General features: G+C 69.7%; 16 protein-coding genes. 9 read left to right on the top strand and 7 right to left on the bottom strand.

Going from position 1 to position 14,184, the window contains the following annotated elements; all coding sequences use genetic code 11:
• Nucleotides 1-42: 42 nt before the first annotated feature.
• The 3 genes from LI336_RS08180 to LI336_RS08170 form a co-directional block, all read right to left on the bottom strand.
• On the bottom strand, nt 43-903 hold the full coding sequence (locus tag LI336_RS08180) for a phosphatase PAP2 family protein (protein ID WP_227132603.1): 861 nt from the start codon (nt 901-903) through the stop codon (nt 43-45).
• Nucleotides 900-2,393: a YihY/virulence factor BrkB family protein gene (locus LI336_RS08175; RefSeq protein WP_227132602.1), complete on the bottom strand. Its 1,494-nt coding sequence runs from the start codon at nt 2,391-2,393 to the stop codon at nt 900-902. The genes LI336_RS08180 and LI336_RS08175 overlap by 4 nt, the downstream gene beginning before the upstream one ends.
• Nucleotides 2,394-2,483: 90 nt before the next feature.
• A complete protein-coding gene (locus tag LI336_RS08170) occupies nt 2,484-3,602 on the bottom strand; it encodes a tRNA (guanine(26)-N(2))-dimethyltransferase (protein WP_227132601.1) in 1,119 nt (372 codons plus the stop codon).
• 156 nt (nt 3,603-3,758) lie between these two features.
• On the opposite strand from LI336_RS08170, the gene LI336_RS08165 reads away from it, so the two are divergent.
• Together LI336_RS08165 and LI336_RS08160 are read left to right on the top strand one after the other, a co-directional pair.
• The gene (locus LI336_RS08165; RefSeq protein WP_227132600.1) at nt 3,759-4,631 is read left to right on the top strand and encodes a TIGR01548 family HAD-type hydrolase; all 873 of its coding nucleotides are present in this window, start codon (nt 3,759-3,761) and stop codon (nt 4,629-4,631) included.
• 146 nt (nt 4,632-4,777) lie between these two features.
• Complete coding sequence (locus tag LI336_RS08160; protein WP_227132599.1) at nt 4,778-5,227, top strand: hypothetical protein; 450 nt, start codon at nt 4,778-4,780, stop codon at nt 5,225-5,227.
• 271 nt (nt 5,228-5,498) lie between these two features.
• Here the strand turns inward: LI336_RS08160 and LI336_RS08155 are convergent, their stop codons facing one another.
• The gene (locus tag LI336_RS08155) at nt 5,499-6,344 is read right to left on the bottom strand and encodes a response regulator (RefSeq protein WP_227132598.1); all 846 of its coding nucleotides are present in this window, start codon (nt 6,342-6,344) and stop codon (nt 5,499-5,501) included.
• Between the two features lie 186 nt (nt 6,345-6,530).
• Here LI336_RS08155 and npdG point away from each other — a divergent pair, with 186 nt between their 5' ends.
• Nucleotides 6,531-7,199: an NADPH-dependent F420 reductase gene (gene npdG, locus LI336_RS08150; protein ID WP_227132597.1), complete on the top strand. Its 669-nt coding sequence runs from the start codon at nt 6,531-6,533 to the stop codon at nt 7,197-7,199.
• 113 nt (nt 7,200-7,312) lie between these two features.
• On the opposite strand, the gene LI336_RS08145 is transcribed toward npdG, so the two are convergent.
• Nucleotides 7,313-7,582, bottom strand: coding sequence for a thioredoxin family protein (locus tag LI336_RS08145; protein WP_227132596.1), 270 nt, complete (start codon nt 7,580-7,582; stop codon nt 7,313-7,315).
• Between the two features lie 185 nt (nt 7,583-7,767).
• On the opposite strand from LI336_RS08145, the gene LI336_RS08140 reads away from it, so the two are divergent.
• The 6 genes from LI336_RS08140 to LI336_RS08115 all read left to right on the top strand — a co-directional run bounded on the left by LI336_RS08140 (nt 7,768) and on the right by LI336_RS08115 (nt 11,799).
• Nucleotides 7,768-7,929, top strand: coding sequence for a preprotein translocase subunit Sec61beta (locus tag LI336_RS08140; RefSeq protein WP_227132595.1), 162 nt, complete (start codon nt 7,768-7,770; stop codon nt 7,927-7,929).
• A gap of 103 nt (nt 7,930-8,032) precedes the next feature.
• Nucleotides 8,033-8,632: a pyridoxal 5'-phosphate synthase glutaminase subunit PdxT gene (gene pdxT, locus LI336_RS08135; RefSeq protein ID WP_227132594.1), complete on the top strand. Its 600-nt coding sequence runs from the start codon at nt 8,033-8,035 to the stop codon at nt 8,630-8,632.
• A 91-nt stretch (nt 8,633-8,723) separates the two neighbouring features.
• Nucleotides 8,724-9,173, top strand: a complete 450-nt coding sequence (locus tag LI336_RS08130) for a bifunctional nuclease family protein (RefSeq protein ID WP_227132593.1) — start codon at nt 8,724-8,726, stop codon at nt 9,171-9,173.
• Nucleotides 9,170-9,511 carry a phosphoribosyl-ATP diphosphatase gene (hisE, locus tag LI336_RS08125; protein WP_227132592.1) on the top strand — a complete coding sequence of 114 codons (342 nt, stop codon included), beginning with the start codon at nt 9,170-9,172 and terminating at the stop codon, nt 9,509-9,511. The genes LI336_RS08130 and hisE overlap by 4 nt, the downstream gene beginning before the upstream one ends.
• A gap of 120 nt (nt 9,512-9,631) precedes the next feature.
• A complete protein-coding gene (locus tag LI336_RS08120) occupies nt 9,632-10,738 on the top strand; it encodes an N-acetylmuramoyl-L-alanine amidase (protein ID WP_227132591.1) in 1,107 nt (368 codons plus the stop codon).
• 95 nt (nt 10,739-10,833) lie between these two features.
• On the top strand, nt 10,834-11,799 hold the full coding sequence (locus tag LI336_RS08115; protein ID WP_227132590.1) for an NOG1 family protein: 966 nt from the start codon (nt 10,834-10,836) through the stop codon (nt 11,797-11,799).
• Nucleotides 11,800-11,885: 86 nt separating this feature from the next.
• On the opposite strand, the gene LI336_RS08110 is transcribed toward LI336_RS08115, so the two are convergent.
• The gene (locus tag LI336_RS08110; RefSeq protein ID WP_227132589.1) at nt 11,886-12,650 is read right to left on the bottom strand and encodes an SIMPL domain-containing protein; all 765 of its coding nucleotides are present in this window, start codon (nt 12,648-12,650) and stop codon (nt 11,886-11,888) included.
• A gap of 35 nt (nt 12,651-12,685) precedes the next feature.
• Entirely contained in the window at nt 12,686-14,107 is a 1,422-nt protein-coding gene (locus LI336_RS08105) for a TIGR00341 family protein (RefSeq protein WP_227132587.1), read from the bottom strand.
• Nucleotides 14,108-14,184: the final 77 nt, after the last annotated feature.

Genomic DNA, 14,184 nt, shown 5'->3' with positions numbered 1-14,184 from the left:
ACGCACGCCGTCGTCGGTGCGTTCAGCCGCCGACGACCGCGCCTAGCGTTCGAGGTCGTCGAACGCGGGCACGGCGATGGCCGCGCTCACCGCGACGACGCTGACGACGAACGCGAGCACTGGCGTGATGCCGAAGACGAGCAGTGGCGTCGCGGTGAGTGCGCCGATGCCGACGGCGACGAGCGCGCGCTCGGCGGTCCCGACCGAGAGCGTCCACGGCTCTTCGGGGAGGTCGACGCTCAGCCACATGAGGCCGACGGCGACGACCACGCCCGCGGCGGCGAGCACCTCCGGCGTCCCGGGGAGGACGGCGGCCGAGAGGAGGGCGCCGACGCTCCCGACCGCGAGCGCGCCCTTCGGCGCCTCCAGCCAGCCGTCCGCGAGTCGGGCGGCGCCGATGACGACCGCGGCGAGCGCGATGCCGCCCGCGACGTCCGCGAGGTAGTGCACGGCGAGGAACAACCGGGAGCCGCCGACGAGCGCGACCATGACCGCGGCGACGGCGAGCCACTTCCGGCGGTTCTCGGCGTCCATCGCGGCGCCGCCGTACGCGGCCGCGGCGATGGTCGTGTGCCCGCTCGGGAACCCGGACTCGTCGGTGTCGAGCAAGCTCTCGTATATCGCGTCGAACGGCGCCGGCACCGTCGAGACGGGCGCGCGCAGTTCCGCGGGCGGCCGGGGGAGCGCGAACAGGTGCTTGAGCGCGAGCATCGCCGCGAACGCCGTCGCCACCACTATCGCGAGGCGCATCCCTGCCTCCCGGTTTCGGAACCAGTACCGGCCGAGGACGAGCGCGACGACGATAGGTGCCTCCGCGAGCGTCGTCGCGAGCAGGACGACCGGGAGCGCCCACGGCGGGACGAGGCCGGCGAGGAACTCCGCGACGCCGACGCTCCGCGTCATGACCGCCAGTCGCCGATGGCGTCCCGCAGCCGTCCCGGCGCACGGACGGCGTTCACGCCGAGGCCGACGAGCAGCATGAGGACGTAGAGGCCGAGCGTCGACAGCCAGATGACTATCATCGCGAAGATCGCCCAGCCGTCGCCGAGGTACGGCGTGTAGAACGCGCCGATGGTCATCACGGTCCCGTACAGGAGGACGAGGTACGGTCCCCAGCCGCGGGCCTTCCCGCGGCGGACGCGCCGGCGGACGTACCGCTTCAGGTCGCGTTCGATCTCGTCCCGGTGGAGGGTGCGGTCGTCGACGTCGTCCTCGAAGGACTCGAGCTCCTGCCGGAGCTCCTCGATCTCCTCGCGTAACGCCTCGGGGTCGGACTCGTCGTCATCGTCGTCGTCGGACGCGCTCCCGCCGGACGAACCGGGTGCGTCCCCGCCGGGTGCGCTGGACGGCACGTCGTCGGACGCACCCGGCTCGCCCTCGTCGGAATCGCTGGACGGCGCGTCGTCGGATTCGCCGGACGCGTCGGCCGCTCCGGTGTCGACTGCGTCCGAGTCCGTGGCCGTGGACGACGCGTCGTGGTCGTCACTCGCCTCGCCGTCCCGGGAGTCGTCGCGGTCGTCGTCCCCCATTGCTGGTTCGGTGTGTCGCAAGCCCGCACTTTGAAGGTGCCGGTCGACGGTCGCGGAGACGTCCGATTCGACCGCGGGGAGCGTCCTGCCCGCGAGCACGGCGTTGACGGCGGCGCCGACGAGGAGGAGTATCGAGCCGACGTAGAGCCACGTGACGACGACCAGGGCCGCGCCGAGGACGCCCCAGACCGCGAAGCTCTCCGCGTTCTGGGCGTACAACCGGAAGAGCCCGGAGAACGCGGTCCAGCCGACGGCCGCGAGGAGCGCGCCTGGTACCGCCTCGGTGTACTCGACGTCGACGTCCGGGAACAGGTAGTAAAGCGGGTAGAACGCGGCGGCGAGCACGAACACCTCGACGAGGAACCCGGCGCGTTCCAGGTACGGGATGTCGACGAACGCGAGCGTGGCGACGAGCGCGACGCTCGCCCCGATGGCGACGCCGACGGCGGCGAGCGCGACGATACCGTCGACTATCGCGTCGAGGAACCCGGGCGTGCCGTCGTTCCCGTAGACGAGCGAGAACGCGGTGTCGAGCCCGCGGAACACCTTCAGGGAGCTCCAGAGGAGTGCGACGACCCCGACGAGCGTCGCACTGCCGCGTCCCGTGGTGGTGGTGAGCGTCGACAGGAGGACGTCCTGGCTCGCGGGCGTCAGGACGCTCCCGAGGACGGCGACGAGGTCGGTCGCGAGTGCGTCCCCGCCGAGGACGCTCGCGACGACCGCGGTCAGGACGACGAGCGGGACGACGGAGGCGAACGCGTAGTACGCGATGGCGGCGGCGAGGAACGTGATCTGCTCGCTGCGAGCGAGCGCGATCGTCGCCCGGCCGACGCCGACGGTCCGACTGATTCCTACCGAGAGCACGTGAGAGCGTTCGCCGACGACGGGGAAAAGCGTCCGCCCGACGTGACGGGGGCTCGCCGGACGGCTCGGTTGCTCGGGATTCCGGCGTGGTCAGGGGCCGAGGTCGCTCGTCGCGTCTCGCATCGCGTCGATGCTCGCGGTCGTCTTGAACGTCGTGCCGCCGTAGTGCGCGGGGCTGGCGTCGTGGCCGGCGTCACGGACGGCGTCGAGGAAGTCGTCCATCGCGGGCGCGCCGACGCCCCACTGCTTGCAGAGGCGGTGCTGGTCGTAGTGACTCGGTTCGTCGAGTTCGCGTTCGAGCGTCGCACAGAGCTCGCGGGCGTTCTCGGCGGTCCCCATGTCGTCGGTGACGCGGTCGCGGACGGTCGCGGCGAACTCGCGGTCGACGTACGCGTCCAGCCAGAGCGGGCCGGCGGCGGAGATGCGGTTGCTCTCGCAGCGCGGACACTGCTCGGGTGGGTCCGCGACGAGGCCGCGGGAGGACTCGCGGTAGAGGCAGTCCTCGCAGTGATAGAGGTAGCCCTGGGCGTCCTGCACGCTCCGGTTCGCGGCCGAGGCCTTGTGCGTGCAGTCGAGGTACGTGCGGACGTAGTGGCTGGTGGCGTGCGTGAAGAGGGGGTCGACGCCGACGTCGAACCGCCCGGCGGTTCGCGCGAGCGCACCCAGCAAGATGCGCAGGCCCATCTCGGCGTGGTAGTCGGTGTTCCGGGGGACCGCGCTGTACGAGCGGACGCCGGAGTCGAAGTGCGCGCCGCACAGCGGCGCGGTGTCGGTCGCGGTGATGCAGACGAGGTCCCGGGTGTTGGCGAACGCCGCGTCCGCGAACGGCATCGGCGACCCGAACGGGTCGACGTCGACGACGTCGAAGTACTCGTCCCACAGCAAGGCGTTCACGTCGCGTTCGACGACGCGGCCGTCGAGGCCGTTCCGCGCGAGGTTCGACCGGGCGAGCTCGACCGCCTCGGGGTCGACGTCCGTGCAGGTCACGTCCCAGCCCTGTGCTGCCGCCCGAGCGCCCCTGATACCGGTCGCGGTCATCGCGTCCAGGTACGTCTCCGCGCGCTCCTCGCGCTCGCGGTACGCGTCGAGGACCGCGACGGTGAGGTCGCGATTCAGTTCCTGCACGGGATTGAAGAACACCGCGTCCGTCTTCCCCTCCCCTTCCTGTTCGGGTACCTCGACCGTCACCGCACCCTCCGTGACCTCCATGCCCGACACCTGACCGTGGACGCGCAAAAGGAATCCGGAGTGAACTGGTCGCACGAGCAGCCGGCGACCGCGAGGTCGCCGGTTCGCCGTTGCGGGGCGTGGGAGGCAAGGAGCCGAGTCGGGACGCTCTTGGGCTCGCCCCACGTCGGGCCGCGTATGGACGTTGACGCGGTCGTGCTGGACGTGGACGGCGTACTCGTGGACGTCGCCGACTCGTACCGGCGCGCCATCGTCGAGAGCATCGAGACGGTGTACGGTCGCACCATCAGGAAGGCGGACATCCAGGCGTTCAAGGACGCTGGTGGGTTCAACAACGACTGGGAGCTCACGGACGCCGCGGCGCTGTTCGTGCTCGCGAAGGGCGAGGGGTTCGCGCCCGGTATCGACGCGTACACGGACCGCATCGCCGCCGAGGGCGGTGGCGTGGACGCGGCCGAGCGCGTCGTGCGCGCGGAACTGGGCGGGAACGCGACCGAGCGCGTGCGCCGCGACTGGGACCGCGAGCGCCTCCGGGACGTCTTCCAGCAGCTCTACCTCGGCGCGGACCTCTATCGCGGCATCGAGGACGCCGAACCGGACCCCGATATCGCGGGCGACGGCTTCATCCACGACGAACCCGTGCTCGCGTCCCCGGCGACGGTCGACGAGCTGACGCGCCGGTTCGACGTCGGCGTCGTCACCGGTCGACCCGCGGCGGAGGCCGAGATCGCGCTGGACCGCGTCGGCCTCGACATCCCGCTGAAGCACCGGTTCACGATGGACGACTGGGAGGAGGGGAAACCGCATCCGTACGCGCTCACGACGCTCGCCGACCGCTTCGCCGCGGACTCGATCGCCTTCGTCGGCGACACGCTCGACGACGTCGAGACCGCGGTGAACGCCGCCGACGCGGACCCGAACCGCGACTACCACGGTATCGGCGTCCTCACCGGCGGCCTCACCGGCGACGCCGGCCGCCGGAAGTACGAGAACGCGGGGGCGAGCGCCGTCCTCGACTCCATCGAGGACCTCCCCGGGTTCCTCGACTGACGCTCCCCGGGTCCTCGACCGACGCTCCTCGCGTTCCTCGACCGACGCTCCCTGTGTCCACGACTGGCCTTCGCGTTGGCTCCGTCGGGCCGATACATCTCAACCACAAGACAAGATTTAGGCCGCCGTGGTCGGTAGGGACGCGCATGCCGGAGTCCTCCACCAGCACCGTCGCGCCCACCTCGCGCGTCGACCGCGTCCTCGGGGCGCTCGTCACGTTCGCGGGCGGCGCCGTCGTCGGGTTCGTGCTCGCGGTCGTCCTCGCCCCGGACGCGACCGCGACCTCGTTCGTCGTCCCGCTCGTGGTCGCCGCCCTCGCCGGCGCCCTCGCCACCGGCGTCCTCGTGTTCGCCGGCGGCTACGACCGCCTGCTCGTCCCCGTCGAAGGACGACGCTGGGCGGTCGAACTCGCGTTCGCGCTCGCGCTCGTCACCGCCGCCATCGGTCTCGCGGACGTCGCCGACGTCGCCAGCGACCTCGTCGTCGCCGGGATCGTCGTGTGCTCGCTCCTCGGGACGCGCTGGCTCGGCAACGCTGTCGCCGACGCCCGCGGCTGGTACGACCGCGACGCCTACTACCGGACCCAGGACGGCTGACCGCGACCGACCGCTCGCGCTGGCGGCCGCGGACCCACCCACGGCCCGACCGCATCGGTCGTCGAGACGAGACGATTGCTGTGTCGTCCTCGGGCGAGTTCTCGCGTGCAGTTCGCGTCCGACGCCGCGCCCGTCCCGCTTGCAGTTCGCGTCCGACCCCGCCCCCGTCCCGCTCGGGGCGACGCTCACGTTCCTCGCGACGAGCGCTCTCGGTGCAGTCGACGGGACGACGCTCGCCCCCGACGCCGACGCGGAGTAGCGCCCGGGAGCGCTAGAACTTGCGGGGTGGGCGCGCGATGCGCGACTGGAGCTGGCGGAACTGGCTGGTCGCGGTGTCGAGTTCCTTCGAGAGCGCCGCGACCGCGCGCTTCGCGGCGTGCTCGTCGGTGGTGTCCGCGAGGAACACGGAGACGCCGTCCTCGCTCGGGTACGCGGCGACCTCGAACCAGCGGTCCTCCGCCGGGTACTCGAACTCGAACGTCGCCGGTTCCTGCGCCTCGCGAGCCGCCTCGACGCGCTCGCGGAACTCGCCGTCGAGCCCCGGGAGCACGAACCACGCCTCCTCGCCGACGACGTCGTCCTCGACGACGTCGAGCAGTTCCTCCACGCGGTCGTTCACGTACGTGACCTCCCACTCGCGGCCGAGACCGAGGAACGCCTCGTTGATGCGTTCGTAGACCTCCCGGACGCGGCGGTCGGCGTCGCGCGCCGCCTCGTCGGCACGACGGCGGTCGACGAGCGAGAGGACGCGGTTCCCCAGCAGCGCGACCGTGCTCTCGTCAGCGCCCTTCTGGAGGTAGTCCGTGACGCCCGCGCTGATCGCGTCCGCGGCGATCTCCTCGCTCCCGTGGCCGGTGAAGAAGACGACGGGAACGTGCGGGTCGGCGACGCGGATGCGCTTCAGGAGGTCCAGGCCGTCGTCGCCCGGCATCCGATAGTCGGTGACGATGCAGTCGACGTCGTCGTCGAGCGCGTCGATGGCGTCGTCGACGCTCGTCGTCGTCTCGACGTGCAGGCGGTCGAACTCGCGTTCGAGCCGCGTCTGCACGAGTTCGAGGATCCGTTCGTCGTCGTCGACGTGCAGCACGTGTACGGCCGGGCTTCGGGGGGATTCCATGACGAACGTACACCTCCTACCAGCATAAACTAGTACTGTAGGTGTCATCTACTGGGAGGTAGTCGCCGAATACTGACACCGGCGACCAGGCTCGACACCGTCGCCTCGCTGCCAGCAGCGACCAGATCTTTCGACAGGACGACCGTGTTCCAAACGCTTAATCGCACGCCACACGCACGATGACGCATGCGAATCGCACTACTCGGCGGTACCGGCGACATCGGGCAAGGGCTCGCGCTCCGCTGGGCGTACGACACCGACCACGAGGTCATCATCGGCTCGCGTGACCCCGAGAAGGCGCGAGCGAAAGCCGAGGAGTACGAGACCGAACTCGACTCGCGCGGCCGCGAGGTGTCGGTGAAGGGGTTCGAGAACGCGATGGCGGCCGACCGCGCGGACGTCGTCGTGCTCGCCGTCCCGCCGTACCACGTCGGCGATACGGTCGACGCCGTCGCCGACAAACTCGACGCCGAGACCGTCCTCGTCTCCCCGGCGGTCGGGATGAAGGGCGACGAGGACGGCATGCACTATCACGCGCCGAGTGCGGGGAGCGTCACCGCGCTCGCCGCGCGCGCCGCCCCCGACGACGTCCCCGTCGTCGGCGCGTTCCACAACCTCAGCGCCGACCGCCTCGCGAACCTCGACGTCGACCTCGACCTGGACACGCTACTGGTCGGCGACGACCCCGACGCGAAGGACACCGTCTCCCAGCTCGCCGCCGCCATCGAGGGACTCCGACCGCTCGACGCCGGCCCCATCGCGAACGCGAGCGAGGTCGAATCGGTGACGCCACTCGTCATCAACATCGCCCGCCACAACGACGGCATGCACGACGTCGGCGTCAAGTTCCAGTAGACACCTGCTGCGACCACTCTGCGGCCGACCCAGCCACCGCGACCGTTCCAGGGAAGCCGACCCAGCGCGGTCGCTCGCGACCGTCGAAGAACGAAGGGAACTGGTGACGTCGCTTACGCGCCGGCCTGCTCGAGGGCGTCCTCGAGGTCCTCGCGCTGCGTGACGCCGACGAACCGCTCGACGATGCCGTCGTCGTTCTCGACGACGAGCGTCGGGAGCGACCGAACCTGGTACTCGTTCGCGACGTCCTGCTCCTCGTCGACGTTCACCTTCTCGACCTGGAAGCGGCCCTCCCAGTCCGCCTCGAGCTCATCGAGGATGGGGTCCTGGGTCTTGCAGGGGCCACACCAGTCCGCGTAGAAGTCCTTGAGTGTCACCGTCATCGTGTCGATGCGAACTTGCCCACCGGACCGGTTAAGGGTTTGGTTGACGGGTGGTCGCCTCGTCCAGCCGACCACGGAGACCCGCCGCTCGTTGCCCGATCGCGGTCGAACGCGACGCGACTCACGCGAATCACGCGAATTCGCGGGTCGAAAGGTTTAGTGGGTCGCGCCGCCGAGAGACGTCTATGAGCAGTGGTCAGAACTCCGGCGGCCTGATGTCCAGTGCGGGCCTCGTCCGGTACTTCGACGCCGAGGACCGTAACGCAATCCGCATCGACCCCCGTACCGTCGTCGCCATCGGCGCGCTCTTCGGCGTCTTCGTGCTCGTCCTGTCGGCCGCACTCTGAAGCAGGGCCGTTCTCGTCGGCCGCACTCTGACGCGGACGCCGGCTCGAATCGCCCGCGGACGGATGCCGTCCGTTTTTGTTCTCACGTCGCCTAGCGTCGGTCATGACACTGATTGCGGGCGTCGTCGCCGTCCAGGGCGACGTCTCCGAGCACGCCGACGCCATCCGGCGCGCGGGCCGCGCGCACGGCGAGGACGTGGTCGTCCACGAGATACGCCAGTCCGGGACCGTCCCCGAGTGCGACGTCCTCCTGCTCCCGGGCGGCGAGTCGACCGCCATCTCGCGACTCCTCCACGACGAAGGTATCGCGCCGGAGATCGTCGCGCACGTCGACGCCGGGAAGCCACTGCTGGCGACGTGCGCGGGCCTCATCGTCGCGTCCCGGGACGCGAAGGACGACCGCGTCGACGAACTCGGGGTCCTCGACGTCTCCGTCGACCGGAACGCGTTCGGCCGCCAGAAGGACAGCTTCGAGGCACCCCTGGACGTCGCAGGGCTCGACGACCCGTTCCCCGCGGTGTTCATCCGTGCGCCCGTCATCGACGCGGTCGGCGACGACGTCGACGTGCTCGCGTCCTGGGACGACAACCCCGTCGCCGTGAGACAGGGCGCGGTCGTCGGGACGAGCTTCCATCCCGAGCTGACGACCGACTCGCGCATCCACGACCTCGCGTTCTTCGACTCGGTCGCGGTCGACGCCTGACCGGCGCACGCTCCCGTCGACGACCACCGTCTCGAAGCGAGACCCGCCCCGAGTAGGTGTGTTTTTCCCGCTGGCGAGCGACCGAACGGCTATGCATGCGACGATTGACTCGGTTCGCGTGGCAGCGACCCACGACGGGCCGGCACCAGTGGTCCTCCTCGCGGTCGACGACCGGGACGACGTCGTCCCCATCTTCGTCGGCGGCGAGGAGGCGCTCGCCATCGCCCGCGGGATGGACGCGACCGACATCGGGCGACCGCTCACGCACGACCTCCTGCTCGACGTCATGGAGGAACTCGGCGGGCGCGTCGAGAAGGTCGTCGTCAGTCGCGTGGAGGACAAGACGTACATCGCGGACCTCCACCTGGCGACGCCCCGCGGCGAGACGATCGTCGATGCGCGCCCGAGCGACTGCTTGGCGCTGGCTGCGCGCACGAACGTCCCCATCGAGATGACCGAAGCCGTCTTCGAGAGCGGCCGGAGCGACCCCGCGGAGTTCGACGAGTTCGACGACGTCCGCGAGGTGACCGACTACCCATGACCGACCCCGACGCCGACGACGCCGAGGTGGGCGAGGAGACCGCGGGGGAGTCCGCGGACGAGATCCTCGAGGAGCTGTTCGCGGTCATCGAGGACCGCAAGCGCGAGCTTCCCGAGGACTCGTACACGGCGTCGCTGTTCACGCACGAGAAGGGCGAGAACGCGGTCCTGGAGAAGCTCGGCGAGGAGACGACGGAGCTCGTGCTCGCCGCGAAGGACGACGACCACGACGAGATGGCTCACGAGAGCGCGGACATCGTCTACCACCTGCTCGTGCTGCTCGCGATGAAGGACGTCCCGCTGGACGCGCTCCGCGAGGAGCTGGCGTCGCGCCGGTAACGACCGCCACCGACGGACACACGGGCCACAACCGTTGGTGATAGCTATTGGAAACTGCCTTGTCGTTGCTCGCGGTTCAACAAGCTTCAACAATCCGTCCTCGGTATGCGTTCGCGTCCCATGAACGGGTCTCGACGAGACATCCTCCGCGCGACCGGCACCGGACTGGGCGCCCTCGCACTCGGCGGCCTCGCGACCACCACCAGCGCAGCGACCGACCCCACCGACGACTGGCGGCCCGCCGACGACAGCAACTTCGAGTACGCGGACCGTACGGCAGGCGACGTCCGCTGGATCGTCGTCCACACCATCGAAGGAAGCGACGGGAGCGCCATCAACTGGTTCCAGAACCCCGACGCGAACGTCTCCAGTCACTACGTCGTCGGGAACCAACCCGGACAGATAACGAAGATGGTGCGCCTCGACGACGTCGCGTGGACGCAGGGCAACGGCCCCTACAACGACACCGGCGTCTCCATCGAACTCGAAGGGTACGCCGACGAGACCGAGTTCAGCGACGCCATCTACCAGCAGACCGCCGACATCATCCAGTACGTCTGTGACGCGTACGACGTCCCCGCCCAGCACCCGACGTACGACCTCGCGCCCTGTAGCGCGTACGACGGCGAGGGCGGCGTCATCGGGCACGAACAGGTGCCGTCGCCGTACGACTGCGACCAGGTCACCGGCGGGAAACAGGACCCAGGCAGCACGTTCGACTGGGACTACCTCATGTCGCTCGTCGACGACGGCGACAGCGGCGGTGGCGGCAGCGACCCGACGTTCACCGACGGCGACGTCGTCCACAACACGGCCGACCTCAACACGCGCGAACAACCCGGCACCGACGCCGCGCTCGTCGACACCATCCCCGCCGAATCCCCCGCGGAAATCGTGAACGGGCCCGTCGACGAGGACGGCTACACGTGGTGGGGGCTGCACTGGCAGGACCAGGACGTCTGGGGGTGGTCGGTCGAACAGTACCTCGACGCCGGCACCCCCCAGGAGTTCGTCATGGACGAACTCGTCGAGACCACCGCCGACGTCTACGTCCGCGAACAACCCGGACTCGACGCCACCGCGATCAAGGTAATGCCCGCGGACACCGACGGCCAGGTCGTGAACGGACCCGTCGACGAGGACGGCTACACGTGGTGGGGCGTCCACTTCACCGACGGCGAGGACCTCTGGGCGTGGTGCCCCGGCGAGTTCCTCGACAGTCGCTGACGCCTCGACACCGACCGACTCGCAGGTACGCCGCGGCGTGACACGCCCACGCCCCGATAGACGCGTTTTTACGTCCTAGTCGTGTACGCTTGGACATGATTTTCGAGAACCTCCCCACGACACCACGGTCGGAGGAACTCATCGACAAGGCGTTCTCGCGGGCGGCGCGCTCCGGACGCGCGAAGTCCGGACTGGAGGCCCAGCAGTCGATGCTGACGACCGCGTCGAACATCCTCTCGGACAACCTGGAGAACGTCGTCACCGCGTGGCCGGACTTCTCCACCATCGACCCGTTCTACTACGAGCTCGCGGACGCCATCGTCGACGTCGACGCGGTCCGCAAGAGCCTGAACGAGGTGACGTGGGCGAGTCGGAAGACCGCGGAGATCCGCGACGAGTACCAGTCGAAGCTCCGGAAGACCGACACGGACACCGCACGCAAGCACCGGAAGCAAGCGTTCGCGCGGATGGCGGACGTCGTCGAGGAGATCGAGGACGACCTCCTCCGTCTCGGTGCGGCGCGCGACGACCTGAAGACGCTCCCCGACATCGATCCGGACGAGCCCGCGATCGTCGTCGCCGGCTACCCGAACGTCGGGAAGTCCTCGTTCGTGAACGCCGTCACGGCCGCTCGCGGCGAGACCGCGAGCTATCCGTTCACGACCAAAGGCATCGGCGTCGGGCACTTCAAGCGCGGCCACCTCCGCTACCAGATCGTGGACACGCCCGGGTTGCTCGACCGACCGGAGGACGAACGGAACGACATCGAAGCGCAGGCGGTGTCGGCACTCACGCACCTCGGCGACTGCGTGTTGTTCATCGTGGACGCGAGCGCGGACTGTGGGTACCCGCTCGAATCCCAGCTCGAACTCCTCCACGAGGTCGAATCGCGGTTCGACGACGTTCCCGTCCTCACGATCTGTAACAAGAGCGACCGGTCGACGGACGTGGACGCGGACGCGTACATGAGCATCACCGAGGACGAGAACGTCGACGCCGTCCTCGACATGGCGGTGGACGTCATCGACTACGAGCCCGAACTTCCCTTCGACGAGAACTGACCGCGGCCGACTGCCGCTTCGACGAGAACTGACCGCGGCCGACTGCTGACTCCCGACTGCTTTTCTCGAGCGTGGGTGCCCGGTAGCTACTCGTACGTGTAAGCGACGGTGACGGTCGCGGTGACGGTGACGTCACCGGGTTCGAACGTGGTTGCTGCGCCGTCGGCGCCGGCGTCCTCGGCGTACCCGCGGTAGTACGGCGTCGCGTCGACGTTCGTGGTGCTCGCCCCGGCGAGCCCGTCGATGGTGACACCGGCGGCTGCGGCGAGGACGTCCGCGTCGGCGCGCGCACTCTCCATCGCCGCCGCAAGCGCGTCACTCCGGAGGTCGGCGCGGGCCGCGTCACTGAGCGTGAACGTGACGCCGTGCACGCGACTCGCGCCGCCATCGACGACCGCGTCGACGACCGCACCCGCAGCGTCGACCGCGGTCGTCTCGACGCGGAACGACTGCGTGGCCTGGTAGCCGACGATCTCGCGCGACTCCCGCGAGTAATCGTAGCGCGGCGACAGGTGATAGCCGGCGTTCTCGAGCGTCACGTCGACGGCTTGACCGTCGCGGTCGACGACGTCGTCGAGCGCGGCACGGAGCCCGTCAGCGTCCGCCGCCGTTGCACGGGCAGCCGCCTCGGCGGTGTCGCCCTCGCCGACGACGGCGACGTGGACGACGACGAGGTCCGGTGCGGCGGTGACGCTCGCGGTCGAACGCACGTCGATACTGTTCGTCGCCACGCCGTCACTCCCCGCGAGTGCGGGCGTCGCGTCGTTCGACGTACTGGCGAGCGAACCGAGGCAGCCCGCGGTCGCGACGACGAACGCCACCGCAAGCACCTGTAGAACTCGTTGATGCATACCCTCCGTACGCTCGCCGTCGAGATGAACCTACGTCACCGTGAAACCGCGATTTCACCTAACTGAGGTGCGTGTACGGTTGGTTCTGCCGAGCGCGTGACGGTGGCGTGGTCGGGTGTCGCCACGGACGCGGTTCCCGACGCGTCGACCCGGGGCGCGCGCTGGGTCTCCACGAACCTGACCTCGACCGTGACGCCGTTCGCTTCGCCCGCGATGGCGGCGCGGACGTCCGCCGCGAGCCCCGGATAGCTGGCGTCTGGCGGCACCGATACCGTCACCACCACGTGCTCCGGCATCGGGTCCGTGGGCTGCTCCCAGAGCCGGTCGGTCTCGGTCGTCTCCAGGTCGACGAGACGAACGCGGTCGTAGGCGTCCTCGTCGAGGACGCGCTCGACGTCGTCGCGGACGTCCTGTTCGGCGATGGCGGTCGCGTACGAGACGTACGTCGTCCCACCGAGGAACACGGACAGGAGGACGATCGCGGAGAGGAGGACGCCGATGCGGAACAGCGTCGCGGTCCGCGCCTGGTCGCGACGCAGCCAGTTGTCCGGCCGGTACCCCGAGTACCAGAGCGTCGACATCGCCGCGAGGTTAATCGAGAGGACGTTCACGGCGACGAGCACGCTCGCGCCGAGGACGACGACGGGGAGCCCCCACGCGATACCGATCCCGATGACGGCGGTCGGTGGGACGAGCGCGACCGCGATCATGACGCCGACGAGGCTCGCGGACACGCCCGACCGCAGCGACACCGCGCCGGCGATACCGGCACCGAGGGCGACCGCGAGCGACAGGAAGTCCGGCGTGAGCCGCGAGGACACCTGCTCGATGGTCGTCGGGTCCAGTCCCGGTGGCACGAAGTGCACGGTCTTCACGAACCACGCGAACGCCGCTGCGGCGCCGATTGCGACCGCGAACCCGAGTATCTGGAGTTTCAGTCCACGACCGAACAGCGCTTCGTCGTCGATGACGCTCCCGACCGCGGTCGCCATCGCCGGCCCGATGAGCGGCGCGATCACCATCGACCCGACGACGACCGCCGGCGAGTTCAGGAGGATACCGGCGGTCGCGATGACGACGCTCACGACCGTCATCAGGACGTACGTCGTGAACGTCGGCGCGAGGTCCTGGGCGCGCGACGCGAGTTCCTCGCGCGCGATGCGGTCCCCGGTCGTGTCCTCGTCCGCCTCGTATCGTGCTTCGAGCGCCTCGAACTTCTTCGAGAGCACGGTCTCCGCGTCGACGACGACCGTGTAGGACTCGCGCTCCAGGCCCGCTTCCCGTAGCGATTCGAGCACGGGCTCGACCGCGGCTTGCGGGAGCGGGAACGACACGACGGCGGTGTACTCGCGGCCGCTGGTCTCGTCGGTGACGGCGTAATCGATGCCCTCGTCGTCGAGCACGCCGAGGACCGTCTCGCGTTTCCCGGCCGGCACCATCACTTGGACGAGTCGCACGAGTCACGCGACGCGACCCGCGGAGAAATATGTCGGGGGTCCTCCTCGACCGAACCGGGCGCCCTGGTCGGTTTCTC

This window comes from Halorubellus salinus, assembly GCF_020567525.1.
Lineage (GTDB): Archaea > Halobacteriota > Halobacteria > Halobacteriales > Natrialbaceae > Halorubellus > Halorubellus salinus.
The sequence above is the reverse complement of the archived record's forward strand: the minus strand, read 5'-3'. Positions and strand labels throughout refer to the sequence as shown.